Genomic DNA, 17,213 nt, shown 5'->3' on the forward strand with positions numbered 1-17,213 from the left:
CGTCGCTGCGATGGAGGCGATCTTTCGGAACATGTGGAGCCTTTCACGAATACTGGTAGTGCAGACGGCGCTGGCCGGGCCGTCCGGGGTGCTTCGGGTCACACCGGGGCGGGTACTTGCTCCGACGGCTGGGGGGGTGACAGCGCGGCCTTCCCGGACCGGCGCTTCTGGAGGGTCTGCTGGAGCTGGTCCAGCGCGACGGCGACGATGATCACGGCGCCCTTGATGATCTGCTGCCAGAACTGGGAGACCCCGACGAGGACGAGACCGTCCACGAGGAAGCCGATGACGAAAGCGCCGATCAGGGTTCCGCGGATGGTGCCGCGGCCGCCCGAGAGCGCGGCTCCGCCGATCACCACGGCGGCGATGGCATTGAGCTCGAAGAACTCGCCGGCCGACGGCGTGGCCGAGGACAGGTCGCCCGTGAGGAGCAGGCCGACCGCCGCCGCGCACAGCCCGGACAGGACGTAGATGCGGGTCTTCACCTTCTTGATCGGGACGCCGGACAGCTCGGCCGCGCGCTCGTTCCCGCCGGTCGCGTAGAGCCATCGGCCGAACGGGCTCTTGCTGAGCACCACCGCGAACACCACGGCGAAGCCGATCATGGCCCAGACCGGCATGGGCAGCCCGAGCGGCGCGCTCTTGAGAAAGGTGAGGAAGCCGGTGTTGCCCAGTTTCTCCTCCCCGCCGAGCCGGGAGAACGGGGTGCCGTTCGTGATCAGCAGCGCGATGCCGCGGGCGACGTACAGCATGCCGAGTGTCGTGATGAACGGCGCGACGTTGAGTCTGGCCACCACCACCCCGTTCACCCATCCGGCGAGAGTCCCCACGCCGAGGGAGACAACGATCACGACCCAGGCGGCGGGGTAGAGGAAGAGGTCGAGGCCGGGGATCTCGAATCCTTCGAGCAGCATGCCGGCGATGACCCCGGACAGGCCCACGATCGAGCCGACCGACAGGTCGATGCCGCCGTTGAGGATCACCAGGAGCATCCCGATGGCCAGGATCGCGTTCATCGCGACGTGCCGCGTCATGACGATGAGGTTGTCGGGGCTGAGGAAGTTGGGGGACAGCAGCGAGAAGACGACCACGATGAGGACGAGCGCGAGCAGGGCGCGCCCTTCGATCATCAGGGTCCTGGTGTTGATCTTGCGGAGGACGCGCGGCGCCGTCGTCTTGACGGCGGTCTGGGTCAGCTCACTCACTTGCGGTTCCCATCGGCTGGATGCCGGCCTCGGACTCCCCGGAGGCGGCCATGATCTCTTCACGTGAGGCCGTGCGGGGGTCGAACTCCCGGACCACGCGCCCCTTGGACATGACGACGATGCGGTGCGATGCCGTGATCGCCTCACCGATCTCGCTGGTCACGTAGAGGACCGCGAGACCTTTGCGCGCCTCGCGGAAGAGCAGCGAGAAGATCTCGCCCTTGGCGCCGACGTCGATACCGCGGGTCGGCTCGTCGAGAAGGAGCACCTTCGGGCCGGTGAGCAGCATCTTGCCGATCACAACTTTCTGCTGGTTCCCGCCGCTCAGCGACGTGATCGCCGCGCCGGGGCCGGAGGTCTTCACCCGCACCTCGGAGATCCCGTCCCGGATCCGGCCTGCTTCGAGCCTGCGGGAGACGAAACGGGAGACGACGAATGACCGGGTCAGCTCCAGCAGGCTCGACAGGGACAGGTTCTGGCCCACCGACATCGACTGGACCAGCCCGTCACGCTGCCGATCCTCCGGGACGAGACCGATGCCGAGCTCGATCCGCTCCACGATGGACAGGCCGGACAGGTCCCTGCCGCCGAGATCCACCCGGCCGGTGGCGATCGCCCCGCGGCCGGCCAGCGCCTCCACCAGCTCGGTCCGACCGGCGCCCATAAGCCCGTACAGGCAGACGATCTCGCCGTACCTGACGTCCAGCGAGACGTCGTTGACCGCGAGACGGCCCTCCCCCGCGACATCGATGACCTTGAGATTCCTGATGCTCAGCGCGACGTCGCCGCAGTCGCGCTCGGCGTCGCGGAAGTCGTACTCGGCGGCGCGTCCGACCATCTTGCCGACGACCCAGGACAGGTCGATGTCGGCGGCGTCCGCGGTGGCCACCAGCTCGCCGTCCCGGAACACGACCGCGTGGTCGGAGATCTCGATCGCCTCCTCCAGGTGGTGGGAGATGTAGATGATCGCGACCCCGTTGGCGGTGAGGTCCTTGATGACCTTGAAGAGGACCTCGACCTCAGGGGCGCTGAGCGCCGAGGTGGGCTCGTCCATGATCAGGATTCGGGCGTCCAGTGCCAGGGCGCGGGCGACCTCGACGATCTGCTGCTGGCCGATGCGGAGGTCGGCGACGAGGGTGTCGGGGTCGATGTCCTCTTCGAGCCGCTCCATGAGCCGCCGTACGGCCTTGCGCTCACCGCGGTAGTCCACTGTGCCGAACCTGCTCATGCGCTCGCGGCCGATGAAGATGTTGTCGCGCACGCTCATGTTCGGGCAGAGGTTGAGCTCCTGATGGATGATCGAGATGCCGTGCTCGACCGCCTGGTTGGGCGAGCGCAGCTCTATCGGCTCCCCGTCGAGCTCGAGGTGTCCCGAGGTGGGTGATTCGACGCCGGCAATGATCTTCATCAGGGTCGACTTGCCGGCGCCGTTCTCCCCGAACAGGGCGGTGACCTTGCCTCGGCGCACCTCGAAGGTGACGCCCTTCAGCGCCTGGGTGGCGCCGTAGTGCTTGGTGATGTCGATCGCCCGCAGGATGACGTCGGTCTGGGCGGAGCCCGCGGCTTCCCCGGGCATCAGCCTGCCACCTCGACCTTGACCGGCGTGACGAGGTAGCTGCGCTCGGGGCCGGTGTTGGTGACGTAGACGCCGACCACTGTCGCGTTCTTGCCTCGCGCAGCGGCGGCGTCGACCTTGCCCGCGACGTCAGCGAGCATCTTGGCCTTCAGTTCGTTGGCCACCTGCTGGTAGTCGGTCTGGTTCTGGAAGTCTTTGAACTTGAGGGTTCCGGTGACGTCGCGCAGGGCGGTGCCGTTGGCGGCCTGACCGACCGCGACGCGGACCACGCTGCCCTTGGGCAGCCCCGTCACGTGGACGGTGAGGAGGCCCGCGTCGGTCTCGGTGACCTTGCCGGCGAAGCGCACCGGGATCGCGTACTTGTCGGTGCCCGCGATGTTGCCGTACTTCGCACCGGCGGCCGAGGCGTCGGCGTCGACCGCGGTGGCGATCTCCTTGAGCTCCACGGCCTTCGCCTCGACCGTCTTGACGATCTTGGGGTACGCGGCGGCGGCGAAGTCCTTGGCGTTGAACTCCGCGGGGTTGACCGCGGAGACCTCTTGCCTGGTCAGGACCTTGGTGTCTATGCCCATGGCGACCAGGAGCACCACCAGCGCGGCAGGCCAGAGGAGGCGCGCGAGCATGCGGGGCGGGTCGGCGGCGGTGCTCATTGGAGTGGGGGCTCCTTTCCAGGAACTCGCCGGCAGCGGCGATCCGGAGGCGAGAGTGCGCAGTCTTATCACGCGTTAATGGGAACGTAACAGAACATCTCGTTATGTATCAAGATTGACCTGCTAAGTACGCGGAAAAGTGTCCACAAGTGTGACACAGGTCACCATTCGCTAGATTTATCACGCGAATCACGCTAACTTCGGCGAACATCACGTTAGAAATCACACCGCCGACCTCATCCGAACATGAGATGATCACAGGAGCGCGATGAGCAGCTACCGAGACCGCTCCCTCCAGCGCCTTCAGCACGATTTCGACCTGCTCGTCATCGGTGGCGGCGTCAACGGGCTCGGCATCGCGTGGGACGCGGCCGACCGCGGACTGTCGGTGCTGGTGATCGACAAGGGAGACTGGGGCAGCGGCACGTCGTCGTGGTCGTCTCGGATGATCCACGGCGGGCTGAAATATCTCGACAACCTCGAGGTGGGACTCGTCCGCGAGTCGCTGCGCGACCGGGAGTGGCTGCTGCGCGGCGCGCCGCACCTCGTCGCGCCGCTGCTGTTCGCCCTGCCGTTCTACCGGGGCAACAGCCACCACCGGTTGGTGTTGCGTGCGGGGATGGTGCTCTACGACGTCCTGTCCTTCGACAAGTCGCTGCCGGCCCATCGCACCTACGGGCGGCGCAAGACCGCCGCCCGACTGCCCGGTCTGTCGCTGGACGGGCTCCAGGGCGCGGCGGTCTACTACGACGCGCAGGTCGAGTACGCCGAACGGCTCTGCGTCGAGATCATGCTCGCCGCGCGGGCGGCCGGGGCCGCCACGCTCAACTACGCCGAGTCCACCAGGCTACGGGTCGAGCGAGGCCGCGTGACCGGGGCGTCGGTCCGCGACCTGCTCACGGGCACGGACCACGAGGTCACGGCACGTTTCACCGTCAACGTCGCAGGGCCTTGGGCCGACTCCGTGCTCTCCGGTTCGCTGCCCGCGCCCGAGCGGCTGATCGGCGGCACCAAAGGCACGCATCTCGTCGTGGAGCCCTTTCCCGGCGCGCCGCCCTGCGCGATGTACTACGAGGCGCTCAGCGACGGCCGCCCTCTCATGGTGATCCCCTGGCTCGGCAGATACCTCATCGGCAGCACGGACGAGCGGTTCGAAGGCGACCCCGGCACGGTCACGGCCAATCAGGGAGAGATCGACTACATCCTCACCGAGACCAACCGCCTGTTCCCCACCGCGAACCTGACCGAGGACGACATCCTGTACACCTATACCGGGGTCAGGCCCCTGCCGTTCGCGCCGAGCGGCGCACCCGGAGACATCACGCGCAAGCACATCCTGCACGACCACCGCCCGCAACTCGACGGGCTGCTCTCGATCGTCGGCGGCAAGCTGACCACCTTCCGCACACTCGCCGAGCACGCCGTCGACGAGGTAGGCGCGCGCCTGGGCAGGAAGACGGCATCGCGGACCCGCAAGCTCGATCTCCCCGGCCGCCCGCCGGAGGAGTTCAGGTTCGAGCAGGAGAGCGAGCTGCCGGCCGCCGAGGCCCGCCGGCTGGTGCGCGTCTACGGCGCCCGCGCCCGCCTGGCCACCGACCTGATCTCTTCGTCCGAGACCCTTTCCCGGACAGTCGCGCCCTCCATCGGGCTGCGGGCCGGCGAGGTCGTCTTCACGATCAGGGAAGAAGAGGCCGTCAGCCTCGCCGACGTGCTCGCCCGCCGTACCATGATCGGCCTGGAGCCAGACCTTGGCCAGGGAGCCATGGACGCGGTCGCCGCCGTCTGCGCCGCCGAACTCGGCTGGGATGAAGCGGAGACCACCCGGCAGAAGGCCGCCTACCTGGCCTATCTCCGGCGCTTCCGCGAACTCCAACCAGGGCCCGTGGTGTAGATGGGACGCTTTCTCCTCGGCGTCGATGCCGGATCCACCGTCACCAAGGCCGTGCTCTTCGACCAGACCGGCCGGGAGATCGGCCAGGCCGCACAGCGGGTGCCGCACAGCTACCCGCGACCCCACCACGTCGAGCGCGACCAGGACGAGCTGTGGGAGGTGACGTGCTCGGTCATCCGGGAGGTCGTCGCCACGACCGGCGTGCCGGCCGCGGAGATCGCGGGCGTCGCGGTGACCTCCCACGGCGATGGGATCTACCTGGTCGACGAGCGGGGCCGGCCGACCCGTCCGGGAATCCTCTCACTCGACACCCGCGCGGCCGAGCTGGTCGCGGGCTGGGAGCGCACCGGCCGCAGCGCCGCCGTACTCCCGCTCAGCGGACAGAAGCCCTGGCCGGGCTCGCCGGTGTCGGTGCTCGCCTGGCTGCTGCGCATGGAACCGGACGTCATGGACCGCACGGCCTACGCGCTGCCGGGCAAGGACGTCATCAAGCACCGCCTCACCGGCGTCTTCTCCACCGATCCAACAGAGTCGAGCTTGTCGTTCGCCAACGTGCACACGCAGCAGTACGACCTTGAGACGCTGCGCGTCTTCGGAGTCGAGCAGTTGTTCCCCCTGCTGCCCGAGGTGATCCGGTCCGATGAGGTCGCGGGCGAGGTGACCGGCGCCGCGGCGGAGCGGTGCGGCCTGGTCCCCGGCACGCCGGTCGCGTCGGGCGCGCACGACGTCGACTGCGGGGCCATCGGCATGGGTGCGGTGCTCCCCGGCCAGCTCGCGATCATCGCGGGAACGTTCAGCATCAACGAGGTCATCTCCGACACGGCCCGGGTGGACGAGCGGTGGAACGCCCGCGCGTTTGTCGTACCGGGCCAGTGGATGAACATGTCACTCTCCCCCTCGAGCGCGGCCAACCTCGAGTGGTTCGTCACCCGGCTCGCCGCCGCCGACATGCGGGCGGGCAGTGCCGCCAGCCGGCCGTTCGGCTTCGTGGAAGAAGAGCTCCGTGCGACCGAGTCGAGCCCCAGCGACCTGGTCTACCTGCCCTTCCTCTACGGCTCCCCCTACCCGGTGGACGCGAGTGCGGCCTTCGTCGGGTTGCGCGGGTGGCACGAGCGCGGCCACCTGCTCCGCGCGGTGATGGAAGGCGTGGTCTTCAACCACCGTCACCATGTCGACGCGCTGCGGGACGGGTTCAGCGTCACCGACATACGGCTCACCGGCGGGGCCGCCAACAGCGCCCGGTGGGTTCAGATGTTCGCCGACACGCTGGCCGCGCCGGTCGGGGTGAGCACCGTGCGGGAGGCGGGCGCGCTCGGCTCCGCCATGCTCGCCGGCATTGCGGCAGGCGTCTACGCCGACCTGCCGGAGGCCGCCGCGGCGACCGGCACGAAGCCCGTGGTCTGCGAGCCAGCGCCCGGCGGCGTGGCACGGCAGCAGGAGAGCTACCGGCGCTATCAGCGCATCGTGGAGAGGATGACGGCCGTATGGGCCGAGCTCGGATGACGTGGATCGGCACCAGCTGGAAGATGAACAAGACGCTGGCCGAGGCACGCGCGTTCGTCGACGGGCTCGTCGCCGCCCGCAGCGCGCTCGACGGCGTCCGGGCCTTCGTCATCCCGGCGCACACCGCGATCGCCGCCGTACGAGAGCGTCTGCCAGCCGACGTCCCCGTCCTCATCGGGGCCCAGAACGCCCACTGGGAACCCGCCGGAGCCTACACCGGCGAGGTGTCGATGGGGATGATCGCGGACGTGGGCGCGACGCTCGTCGAGATCGGCCACTCCGAGCGCCGGCAGCACTTCGGCGAGACCGACGAAACCGTCGCGCTCAAGGTCGCAGCCGCCGTCGCGGCGGGTCTCACGCCGCTGCTGTGCGTCGGCGAACCGGCCGGGGTACGCGCCGCCGGAGGAGAGACCGACTGGGTCGCCGGACAGGTGAGCCGCGGGCTCTCCAGGCTCGCCACGCCCGACCTGCACAAGGTCGTCGTTGCCTATGAGCCCGTCTGGGCGATCGGCGACCTCGGCCGTGAGGCGCAGCCGTACGAAATCGCCCCCGTCATGGAGATGCTGTCCGCCCGATTCCGGCCCGCGGCCGTCCTCTACGGGGGAAGCGTCAACCGGCGCAACGCCGCGGCGCTGCTCGGCGTACCCGGGACCGACGGCCTGTTCGTCGGCCGGGCCGCGTGGGACGTCGCGGAATTCATCGAGCTGGTGCGCATCGCGGCTTGTGCCTGTCACGAGGGACGGGCGGATGCGAGATAGTCGGGAGGCCGAACATCCTGATAAGCGGGAGATGTGATGAAGGAGCCGCCCGCGGAGGGCCGCCTGGAGCGGCAGCGCGCGCGCCAGCGTGCGATCGCCGAGGACGTGATGATGAAGGGCTCTGTCCGCATCGAGGCGCTCGTGGAGATGCACGGGATCAGCTTGATGACCGCCCACCGCGACCTCGACGCGCTCGTCGCCCGGGGGATCGTCCGCAAGACCCGGGGCGTGGTCACCGCGCTGCCCTCCAGCCTCGTCGAGGCCAGCGACCTGTTCCGGCGCGGCCGGCAGCAGGCCGAGAAAGAGGCGCTCGCCCGAGCCGCGTACGCGTGGATCGAGCCGGGACACGCCGTCATCCTCGACGACTCCACCACCACCTTGAACCTCGTACCGATGCTCGCCGACAAGGCGCCCCTGACCGTGATCACGAACTTCGTGCCCGTCATCGAGGATCTCACCGGCGAACCGGACCTCACCCTCATCGCGCTCGGCGGCCGGTTCCACCCCTGGTCGAACTCGTTCATGGGGCACATGACCGTCTCGGCGATCCGCGAGGTGCGTGCCGACATCGTCATCATGTCCACCTCCGCCATCACCGACGACATCTGCTTCCACCAGACCGAGGAGACGGTCGACACCAAGCGTGCGATGTTACAGTCGGCGGCCATTTGCCTGCTGATCGTCGACCACACCAAGTTCGAACGCCGCGCCCTGCACGCCCTCGCGCCGCTGACCGCCTTCGACCAGGTCATCGTGGACTGGCGAACCCCGGCGGAGCACGTGGAGCGACTGCGGCGCAAGGGGGTGGAGGTCACCGTGACACCCGCCGTACGCGGGCGCTGACGCCGAGCCCCGTGGGACGCATGGCCGTGGGACGCATGGCCGTGGGACGCGTGTGCCGCGCGCGAGCCTCGCGTGTCGCCAACGGCCGCCGGACCGGCGCACCGCCGCCACGGACGACGCCCAACTGCTCACGGCGGAGGCCGAGACACTTCACCACACCGACGGCTTGTGGGTGGGATTTCGGTTGCTGAAGGACGACGTCCGAAAGTCGGCAAAGCCAAGGCGTAGAACTTCCTGGTTGGAGGTGATACGACCCAGTCATCCTGTGTGTTGAAATATCGGAGGCAACGTGACTCCTGAGGACGCGTTACGCGCGTTGGCTGACGGCTTCGACGGCGAGGTGATCCGGCCTGAGGACGCCGGTTACGAATCGTCCCGCCGCGTTTGGAACCAACTGATCGACCGCAAACCCGCTGCCATCGCATGCTGCCGAACCCGAAACGATGCCGTCACGGCACTGACGGTCGCACGTGACACCGGCCTCGAGCTCGCCGTGCGCGGCGGCGGGCACAGCTTCCCCGGCTTCTCGACGACCGAGGGCGGCTTGGTCCTGGACCTGGGCCCGATGAAGCAGATCGTCGTCGACGTAGAGCGGCGGACGGCCAACGTCGGCCCCGGTGTGCGGTGGGGTGAGCTCACCGCGGCTACCGCACAGCACGGCCTCGCGCCGGTCGGCGGGCACGTCGCCGATGTGGGCGTCGCTGGGCTGACGCTCGGAGGGGGCAACGGGTGGTTCGCGCGGGTCTTCGGGCTCGCCTGCGACAACCTCGTCGCGGCCGACGTCCTGACCGCTTCGGGGAAGATCGTCCGCGCGAGCGCCGACGAGAATCAAGATCTCTACTGGGGCCTGCGGGGCGGCGGCGGCAATCTCGGGATCGTCCTCGAGTTCACCCTGCGCCTGCACCCGGTCGACCGGCTGCTCGGCGGGATGGTCCTGCACCGGTTGGAGGACGCCGCCGACGTGCTGCGCTTCCTCGCCGAGTACGGCCAGAGCGCCCCCGACGAGGTCAATGTGGCGCCGGCGATCCTCGCCGGTCCGCCGGCGCCGTTCGTTCCTCAGGAACTGCACGGGAAGCCGGTGCTCGCGCTGGCGATGTGTTACGTCGGGCCCCTCGCTGATGGAGAGCGCGAGCTCGCGCCGGTGCGCGGGTTCGGCAGGCCGTTCGCCGACCTGGTCGAACCGACGACGTTCGAGATACTGCAGCACATCTTCGACCCGCAGGGCCGGCCCACGCCCTATCACATGCGCTCTCACCTGGGCGGTGCGATAACCGAGGAGCTCATCGCGACAATGATCGAGCACGGCGGCGGGCTGAGCTCGCCGGACAACGGTGTGCTTCTGTTGCCGATGGGTGGCGCGGTGGCGCGAGTCGCGGCCGACGCCACCGCCTTCCGGCACCGGGAGACGTCCTACTGCATGGAGATCGGGGCGGCCTGGTCGGCGGACGACGAGAACCCGCGCAGGCACATCGAGTGGGCTGACCGCTTGTGGGCGGAGACACGGTCATGGGCCATCGGGGTGGAGGTCAACCACCTCGCCGACGAGGGTTCTGAGGGGGTTCGCCGGGCCTACGGCGACAACTACCAGCGGCTCGCCCAAATCAAGCGAACCTGGGATCCCGACAACCTTTTCCGGCTTAACCAGAACGTTCCGCCCGCCTCTGCCGACGATCCCGGCCCCCAGGTCGCATAGGGTGGCCGAGTTTTCGGCACCGACACGCTCACCGGCTGACGGACTCGCCTCTCGGGGCGGCCGTCACCCCTGCCCGGCGGCGGGCGCTACTCGCCGCCGGCTTTCACGATCATGAACTTGGCCGTGCCCACAGACATGTTCCCGGCCTTGTCGGTGGCCCGGTACGACAGGGTGTGCGCGCCGGGCTGGTTCACCGACAGCGGCTGCGTGTACGCCGCGAACGGCTGGCCGTCGAGCGAGTACTCCACGGTGTCCAGCCCGGAGCCGACGTCGCTCGCCGTCAGCTTCACCGTCGCCGAGCCGACGTAGTTCCAGGCCCAGTCCTGGGTGCCGGTGATCGCGGCCGACACCTGCGGCAGCGTGGTGTCGTCCTCCGGAGCCACCACGGTGAACCTCAGCGTCGCCACCGGCGAGGTGTTCCCGGCCTTGTCGGTGGCCCGGTACGACAGGGTGTGCGCGCCCGCCTGGTTGACCGACACGGGGGACGGGTACTCGGTGTAGGGCCCGCCGTCGAGCAAGTACTCCACCGTGGCGACCCCCGACTCGGTGTCGCTCACCGAGATCATCACGGTCGCCGAGCCGACGTAGTTGCCCGCCGAGTCCTGCTGGCCCGACAGCTGCGCCGAGACCTGCGGAGGGGTGGTGTCCTTCTCCTGTGAGGACGCCACCGTGAACTCCACCGAGTCCACGGGCGAGGTGTTGCCCGCCTTGTCGGTGGCCCGGAAGGTCACCGTGTGCGCGCCGGGCTGGTTGACCGACAGCGGCTGCGTGTACGCCGCGAACGGCTGGCCGTCGAGCGAGTACTCCACGGTGTCGACCCCAGAGCCGGCGTCGCTCGCCGTGACCGTGACCGTCGCCGCGCCCACGTAGTTGCCGTCCGCGTCCCGGTCACCGGTCACCTCCCCGGTGACCTCGGGCGGGGTGGTGTCCTCCTCCTGCGGAGCCACCACCGTGAACTTCACCGAGCCCACCGGCGAGGTGTTCCCCGCCTTGTCGGTGGCCCGGAAGGTCACCGTGTGCGCCCCCACCTGGTTGACCGACACCGGGGCCGAGTAGGCCGCGAACTCCCCGCCGTCGAGCGCGTACTCCACGGTGTCCACCCCGGACTCGGTGTCACTTGCCGAGACCGTGACCGTCGCCGCGCCCACGTAGTTGCCGTCCGCGTCCTGGTCGCCCGCCACCTGCGCGGAGACCTGCGGTGCGGTCGTGTCCTCGCCCCCGCCTTCGGTGACGACGAGTTCGCCGGTCATCTGGCCATGACCGGGGATCACGCAGTGGTAGCGGTACTTGCCGGGGGTGAGGTTCACCTGCGCGATGTGCCGGCCGCCGTCGGCGTCGAAGGGGCTGGCGATGATGTTGAGGCTGACGTCGTGGTTGTAGCCGGGGGTGGAGGTGTCGAACGTCAGCGTGTGCGTCATGCCGGTGGTGTTGCCGGTGGCCGCGCTGTTTTCGAAGACGATGGTGGCGGGACCCGCCGTCGCCGATTCCGGCGCCGACTTGTACGCGGTCATGCTGTCGTCGGCGGTCCAGGTGAGCACCTGGTCCGCCGCCTGCGCGGCGGTGAGCTGCGTTCGGGGCTGCGCGGCGGCCTGGACCGACGACAGGAAGAGCGCGGGAAGCGCCACGGCGAGCAGCACCACGGCGAGGCGCGGCGCCTTCACCGCTCCGGACGCCCGCCGTAAGGCTCTGATCACGAGGGAGAGGAGAGATCCGGCATGCATGTGTCGATGCACCTTTCCGAGCTGGGGTGGAGTGCCGGGCACGGGGAACGCTCCCCGGCCCGGCACCCGGCCGGTGTACCGTCCTAGAGTTCGCGCACGCGGATGTTGCGGAAGTCGATCACATCGTTGTTGCCGTGGTTCTGCAGCCCGACGAACCCGCTGATGAACTGGCGCAGGTCCGTGGGCGGGTCACCGGCGCGGGACGACGCCTTGCCCGGCGTGTTGTCGAACTCGCTGATCACTGTGCCATTGCGGATGATCGTGTAGTGCTGGCCGACCGCCCGGACCTCGTAGTCGTTCCATTGGCCCTTCGGGGTCACCCCGGCCCGGCTCAGGCCGTTGGGCGAGAAGTTGTAGACGGAGCCCGTCTTCTGCGGCTCGCCCGTGTCGCCGTCGTAGATCTGGATCTCGTGGCCACAGAAGATCGCGACCCACGCGGGTGACGTGCGCGCCGCGCCGACCGTGCCGCAGCTTCCGGCGGGACGCTGCTCCAGCGGGGTCCTCGGGTCCGGGAACCGGACGAAGACGCCGCTGTTGGCGCGATTCGGGTCGGGCGAGCTGTCACGGAACTGCAGCCGGACCGAGAAATCCGCGTACGCCTTGTCGGAGTACCACAGCATGCCCAGACCGCCGGAGCTGCGGATCGTGCCGTCCGGCTGGAGGGCGAACTGCCCGGACGGGGCCTGGCTCCAGCCCAGCAGCGACGACGCCGTGCCGTCGAAGATGGGCTGGTACCCGTTCACCCTCCCGACCTCCGACTTGGCACCGGCGGTGCGCAGCGCCTCCGCCTCCTGGGCGGTGATGACGCCGTCCTTGAGGAGCTGCCTCACGACGGTGTCGAGGTGCTGGACGAACTGGTTGCGGTTCTTCCAGTCACGCTCGTCGTCGATCAGGTCGTTGATCGTGCAGCCGCCGCCGGCCGCCTTGTTGCGCACGCCGGTGAAGGCGTCGAGCAGCTGCACCGTCGGCCGGGCGTCGGGTGCGGCGCAGCCGACCGTGACAGCGATCTTCCCGGTGGTCTGCTCGCCGTCGGCGTAGGTGACCTTCAGTGTCGCCTCGTAGGTGCCGAAGCCGGCGTAGGTGTGCGTCGGGGCGGCCTCCTTCGACGGCGCGCTGCCGTCGCCGAAGTCCCACTCCCACGCCACGCCGCCGGCCTTGGCGCTGGAGAACGTCATCGTCCTGGGCTCGGCGTTCTGCCGGGCGGGACGCGCCACGGCGGCATCCGGGTTCGGCGTCGCCGGGCCGCCCTTGTAGGTGACGCGGACCAGCTTCTGGTTCGCGTGCAGGCTGAAGAAGCCGCTGCCGTAGTCGAGCAGGTAGAGCGCACCGTCGGGACCGAACTTCGCGTCCATCCACGACTGGAGCTGGTTGGCGCCGCCGCCGCCCGGGATAATGTTCCGCAGGTCCTCGGCGAACGCCGGCCGGCCCGCGTCCCGGGCGGTCTCCGGGTTCACGGTCACGGCGATGCGGTTGTTGCCGTTGGACTCGTCACCGATGAACCACTTGTTGTCCCAGTACTCCGGCCACGCGACCCCGCTGTCGGTGTCGGTCTGGGAGCGGTGGTAGGTCGGGCCCGACATGACCGCCTGGCCGCCGCCCTTGAGGTAGGGCATGGTGAAGGTCTCCTCGCCCTGCTTGTACGTCGGGAGACCGCTGCCGTCCTGTCGCTCCGGGTAGACCGGGCCGCCGCCCTGCGGCGAGTACCAGATCATGTTGTCGCGCGCCGGCGGGATGTCGACGAGGCCGGTGTTGCGCGGCGAGGTGTTCTTCAGGTTGTCGCAGTCGTACCACTCGGCGGGCTGGGTGGCGTCGCTGTTGCTGCGGTCGCGGTAGGGCTGCTTGTTGCCCATGCAGTACGGCCAGCCCTGGTTGCCGGCGGAGGTGAGAACCGTCACGGTCTCGTACTTCGCCGGTCCCCACGTCTCGCTCGGGCCGCCGGCGTCCGGACCGACCCAGCCGGCCGTGATCCAGTCGTTCTCCTTGTCCCACTCCAGCCGCGCGATGTTGCGGACGCCCATCACCCAAATCTCCGCGCGGCTCTTGCCGCCGCCCTCTTCCTCGCCGGTGAACAGGTTGCCCTCGGGGATCGTGTAGGTGCCGTCGGGCTCCGGGTGGATGCGCAGGATCTTGCCGTTGAGGTCGTTGGTGTTGCCGGAGGTACGGCGGGCGTCCTGGAACGAGGTGCCCTTGTAGTCCTGGGTCCAGTTGTTCCCCGAGTAACCGCCGGATCCGCCGGAGGAGTTGCTGTCACCGGAGCCGATGTAGAGGTTGCCGTCCTCGTCGAAAGTCATGCCTCCGCCCGCGTGGCAGCAGCTGTGGATCTGGGTGTCCCACTGCAGGAGGTCCTTGCGGCTGCTCTGGTCGATCGTCTGGGTCCGCGAGTCGTAGTCGAACCGGGAGACCGTCCGCTTGCCGATGCGCCTGTCCCGGTCGATCGACGCGTGCGGCATCCAGTACGCGTAGATCCAGCCGTTCTCCGCGAAGTCCGGGTCGAGGGTGATGCCGACCAGGCCCTCCTCGTTCTTGACCAGCTCGTCGCCGCTGCCGCGGTTGCCCATGACGGGCAGCGTGGTCAGCAGCTTGACCTGCTTGGTCCTCGGGTCCCACTGGTGGATGGTGCCGCAGCCGAGGCCCACCTTCGGGTCGTTCCAGTCGGGGATCGGGCCGGTGGCGCAGGCCGCCTTGCCTATGTAGAACACCTTGCCGTTCGGCGCGATGGTCAGGCCGTGCGGCTCGCCGATCTGGTCGAGCTGGCCCTGCGTGTTCGGCGCCGTCAGCCGTTCCCTGGTGTAGTTGGCCGCGATGGTCGCCTGGCAGTCGCCCCGGACGATGCCGGTCGCCCACCGGATGGCGCCGGCGAGGTGCGTGCGGAACTGCTTGTCGCTGGTGTAGCTCGCCGCGGTGCCGCCCATGCCGGTGTAGAAGGACCGGCCGCCGTCGTAGTCACGGCACCAGGAGACCGGATGGAACGGGCCGTTGCCATTCATGCTCGGGTTGTAGGTCCACTCCTCGACCTGCGCGATCGTGTGGACCTTGCCCACCGGATTGGGGTTCCAGCTCAGCCACTTGTCGGTCCGCGACAGGGTGAGCGGAAGTCCCTCGTTCGCCGGATGCCGGCGGTCGAGGATGTCCACGACGGCCTTCTGCTCCTTCGCCACGGGGGGAGGCGCGGAGTCGGGCCCGAACAGCCGCAGCTCGGCGAGCTGGATCAGGGGCTCACCGCCGTTCGCGGTGACGTTGAGCCGGTAGTACTGGTACGCCGTGGTGTTCTCGAACTTGTATTCCTTACTCTGGAACCGCTGGGGGAAGGTCTCCCCGCTGCGCTTGTCGATATCCGTCCAGGTCGTCCCGTTCTGCGAGCCCTGGAGGGTCCAGTCCTTCGGGTCCCGGCCGGCGGAGTCGTTGGCCGACGTCAGCGCGTAGTGCGCCACCACGACGGGCTTCTCCAGCTTGCCCTGCACCCACCCGGTCGGCGTCCGGGCCAGCCACTTGGTGTCGTTGTCCCCGTCGAAAGCCTTGTCCTTGGTCTCGTTCGGCGGGTTCTCCGCGCTCGCCGCCGTCTCCGTCACCTTCTCCGCGATGGGGACGGCGCCGACGGGACGGGTGCCGATCAGTTCGGTGAACCAGGCCGAGTCCACCTGCGCGCGGGCGGCGTCGCGGATGCCGACGAACCCGCCGCCGCCCCTGATGTACGCCTGGAAGGCGGCGAGCTGCGATGCGTCCAGGCTCAGGCCGTTGGCGGACAGGAACACCACGCCGCGGAACCGCGCCAGGTTGTCGGCGGTGAAGACCGCCGGATCCTGAGCCTCCTCGACGGAGAACCCGTTCTTCTTGCTCAGTTCCCTGATCGCCGTCGCGGCCGCCCGCACCGGGTCGTCCTGCTGCGCGGCCTGACCGCTGAAGACCAGCACGTTGACGGCGGGCTTCTTGGCGGCCGGGGCGGGGGCCTGTGCCTGGGCCGGCACGGCGGTCGGGGTCGCCAGTCCGAGCACCAGGACGGCACCCGACATCGTGATCAGTACGCGTCGCCAGGCGGGTGGTCGGGGCGGTAAATAGCCTGTTCGACCCATCATTGCTCCTTGGGATCGAGGGTGGTTCGGGACCATATGCGGACGAGTTCGGGGGTCGGCCGCGGTCCGGGGTGTCGACGTCTGCGTGGGGCCGTACTCGTACGGCATGGGACGACCGGATCCGGTCTCGAGGGGGCGGCCCGGGGCCGGGCCGGCCGTGCGCGGCCGTCAGTGGTCCGCGTGGTCACCGCCCGAGTGACCGCCCGAGTGACCGCCCGAGTGACCGCCGCCCGGTTGACCCAGCACGTTCCCGTCCGCGTCCGTCACCGTGAAGATGCCGGCCATCCCCATGTCGGAGTGGCTCTGGACGTGGCAGTGGTACATCCACGCCCCCGGGCCGACGCGCTCGCCCGCGATCAGCTGGAAGCCGAACGACTCGGCGGGCCCGGTGATCTTGGTGTCGATGATCCGGCTCGGGTCCTCGAGGCTCTCCAGCATGCCGGTGCGGTTGTCGGCCCAGCGGTGCCCGTGGATGTGGAACGTGTGGTAGAACTCGCCGTGGGTGATCACGATCCACTCCACCTGCTCGCCGACCTTGGCGACGAACTCCGGCGCGTCGTGCGCGGGGCGATTGTTGATCATCATGTCGTTGAAGACGACGGTGAACGTCTTGTCCGGTCTGACGTCCTTCTTCCGCCGGACCACCAGCGGGCCGTACAGCCCCTGCCGGATGCCGCCCGTGCCGTGATCGGTCCCCACCACGTGGTCGTGGTAGTGCCAGTAGCCCGCGCTGCCGGGCTCGATGCCGGCGCCGCCCCCGCGCCTGCCCTGCGCGTGGGTGCGCCAGATGTAGGTGCGTCGGCCCCCGGGCTCGACCACGCTGTCATTCAGTCTCGTACCGTCGCTGGCCACGTCGTAGTCCACCCCGTGGACGTGCAGGCTCGCCGTCACGTCCAGGTTGTTGACCATCTCGATCTCAAGCGTGTCGCCCTCGACCATCTCGATGAGCGGCCCGGGAATCGTGGCCTTGCCGGGCTCCAGGCCGTAGCCCAGATGGCCGTCCTCCAGCCGCTCGGCGTACAGGGTGATGCGGCGGACCGCGCCCATGGTCGTGCCGGCCGTACCGGCCTGGGTCGACGCCGCGGTCTGATTCGCTGTGACCAATGGTGCCAACGCGGCAGCCGCCGCGGACGTGGTGAAGGCACGCCGGGAGAGCAGGCTTTTCGCCATGCCTCTGCCTACCTCGGTCATGGTTCCCCAATCGGTGACGCTTGCGTGAGGGTGACTTGCAGGCGCTCGGGATACTGCTTTCGCGCGCGACGTTGGTGCTGGCCTGGACGGTCAGTGTCTGGGTGCGGCTGGG

Annotated in this window: 11 protein-coding genes; 5 read left to right on the plus strand and 6 right to left on the minus strand. The window is 69.1% G+C overall.

Annotated elements, in window-relative coordinates; all coding sequences use genetic code 11:
- Positions 1–98: 98 nt before the first annotated feature.
- From ACFPZ3_RS31440 to ACFPZ3_RS31450, 3 genes are read right to left on the minus strand one after another with little or no spacing between them, the layout of a single operon-like run.
- Positions 99–1,205: an ABC transporter permease gene (locus ACFPZ3_RS31440; RefSeq protein WP_379517907.1), complete on the minus strand. Its 1,107-nt coding sequence runs from the start codon at positions 1,203–1,205 to the stop codon at positions 99–101.
- Positions 1,198–2,781 carry a sugar ABC transporter ATP-binding protein gene (locus tag ACFPZ3_RS31445; protein ID WP_379517908.1) on the minus strand — a complete coding sequence of 528 codons (1,584 nt, stop codon included), beginning with the start codon at positions 2,779–2,781 and terminating at the stop codon, positions 1,198–1,200. The genes ACFPZ3_RS31440 and ACFPZ3_RS31445 overlap by 8 nt, the downstream gene beginning before the upstream one ends.
- On the minus strand, positions 2,781–3,431 hold the full coding sequence (locus ACFPZ3_RS31450) for a DUF2291 family protein (RefSeq protein ID WP_379517909.1): 651 nt from the start codon (positions 3,429–3,431) through the stop codon (positions 2,781–2,783). The genes ACFPZ3_RS31445 and ACFPZ3_RS31450 overlap by 1 nt, the downstream gene beginning before the upstream one ends.
- Before the next feature lie 268 nt (positions 3,432–3,699).
- Between ACFPZ3_RS31450 and ACFPZ3_RS31455 the strand changes: the two genes are divergently transcribed.
- The 5 genes from ACFPZ3_RS31455 to ACFPZ3_RS31475 all read left to right on the plus strand — a co-directional run bounded on the left by ACFPZ3_RS31455 (position 3,700) and on the right by ACFPZ3_RS31475 (position 10,119).
- Positions 3,700–5,322 carry a glycerol-3-phosphate dehydrogenase/oxidase gene (locus ACFPZ3_RS31455; protein WP_379517910.1) on the plus strand — a complete coding sequence of 541 codons (1,623 nt, stop codon included), beginning with the start codon at positions 3,700–3,702 and terminating at the stop codon, positions 5,320–5,322.
- A complete protein-coding gene (locus ACFPZ3_RS31460; RefSeq protein WP_379517911.1) occupies positions 5,323–6,825 on the plus strand; it encodes an FGGY-family carbohydrate kinase in 1,503 nt (500 codons plus the stop codon). It abuts the gene before it with no gap.
- The gene (locus ACFPZ3_RS31465; RefSeq protein ID WP_379517912.1) at positions 6,807–7,583 is read left to right on the plus strand and encodes a triose-phosphate isomerase; all 777 of its coding nucleotides are present in this window, start codon (positions 6,807–6,809) and stop codon (positions 7,581–7,583) included. The genes ACFPZ3_RS31460 and ACFPZ3_RS31465 overlap by 19 nt, the downstream gene beginning before the upstream one ends.
- 36 nt (positions 7,584–7,619) lie before the next feature.
- Positions 7,620–8,426, plus strand: coding sequence for a DeoR/GlpR family DNA-binding transcription regulator (locus ACFPZ3_RS31470; RefSeq protein WP_379517913.1), 807 nt, complete (start codon positions 7,620–7,622; stop codon positions 8,424–8,426).
- Between the two features lie 289 nt (positions 8,427–8,715).
- The gene (locus ACFPZ3_RS31475) at positions 8,716–10,119 is read left to right on the plus strand and encodes an FAD-binding oxidoreductase (RefSeq protein ID WP_379517914.1); all 1,404 of its coding nucleotides are present in this window, start codon (positions 8,716–8,718) and stop codon (positions 10,117–10,119) included.
- 86 nt (positions 10,120–10,205) lie between these two features.
- On the opposite strand, the gene ACFPZ3_RS31480 is transcribed toward ACFPZ3_RS31475, so the two are convergent.
- The 3 genes from ACFPZ3_RS31480 to ACFPZ3_RS31490 form a co-directional block, all read right to left on the minus strand.
- Entirely contained in the window at positions 10,206–11,813 is a 1,608-nt protein-coding gene (locus tag ACFPZ3_RS31480; protein WP_379517915.1) for an OmpL47-type beta-barrel domain-containing protein, read from the minus strand.
- A gap of 110 nt (positions 11,814–11,923) precedes the next feature.
- Positions 11,924–15,850, minus strand: coding sequence for a ThuA domain-containing protein (locus tag ACFPZ3_RS31485; protein WP_379517916.1), 3,927 nt, complete (start codon positions 15,848–15,850; stop codon positions 11,924–11,926).
- A 228-nt stretch (positions 15,851–16,078) separates the two neighbouring features.
- Positions 16,079–17,080 (minus strand): multicopper oxidase domain-containing protein, encoded by a 1,002-nt coding sequence (locus ACFPZ3_RS31490; RefSeq protein WP_379517917.1) that lies wholly within the window; start codon positions 17,078–17,080, stop codon positions 16,079–16,081.
- Between the last annotated feature and the right edge of the window lie 133 nt (positions 17,081–17,213).

Source organism: Nonomuraea insulae (assembly GCF_042656245.1).

What these genes read in the sequence shown, in the direction of transcription:
- ACFPZ3_RS31450 (WP_379517909.1), bottom strand. Translation starts at nt 3,431, where the DNA reads ATGAGCACCGCCGCCGACCCGCCCCGCATGCTCGCGCGCCTCCTCTGG.
- ACFPZ3_RS31465 (WP_379517912.1), top strand. Translation starts at nt 6,807, where the DNA reads ATGGGCCGAGCTCGGATGACGTGGATCGGCACCAGCTGGAAGATGAAC.
- ACFPZ3_RS31470 (WP_379517913.1), top strand. Translation starts at nt 7,620, where the DNA reads ATGAAGGAGCCGCCCGCGGAGGGCCGCCTGGAGCGGCAGCGCGCGCGC.
- ACFPZ3_RS31490 (WP_379517917.1), bottom strand. Translation starts at nt 17,080, where the DNA reads ATGGCGAAAAGCCTGCTCTCCCGGCGTGCCTTCACCACGTCCGCGGCG.
- ACFPZ3_RS31445 (WP_379517908.1), bottom strand. Translation starts at nt 2,781, where the DNA reads ATGCCCGGGGAAGCCGCGGGCTCCGCCCAGACCGACGTCATCCTGCGG.
- ACFPZ3_RS31455 (WP_379517910.1), top strand. Translation starts at nt 3,700, where the DNA reads ATGAGCAGCTACCGAGACCGCTCCCTCCAGCGCCTTCAGCACGATTTC.
- ACFPZ3_RS31485 (WP_379517916.1), bottom strand. Translation starts at nt 15,850, where the DNA reads ATGTCGGGTGCCGTCCTGGTGCTCGGACTGGCGACCCCGACCGCCGTG.
- ACFPZ3_RS31460 (WP_379517911.1), top strand. Translation starts at nt 5,323, where the DNA reads ATGGGACGCTTTCTCCTCGGCGTCGATGCCGGATCCACCGTCACCAAG.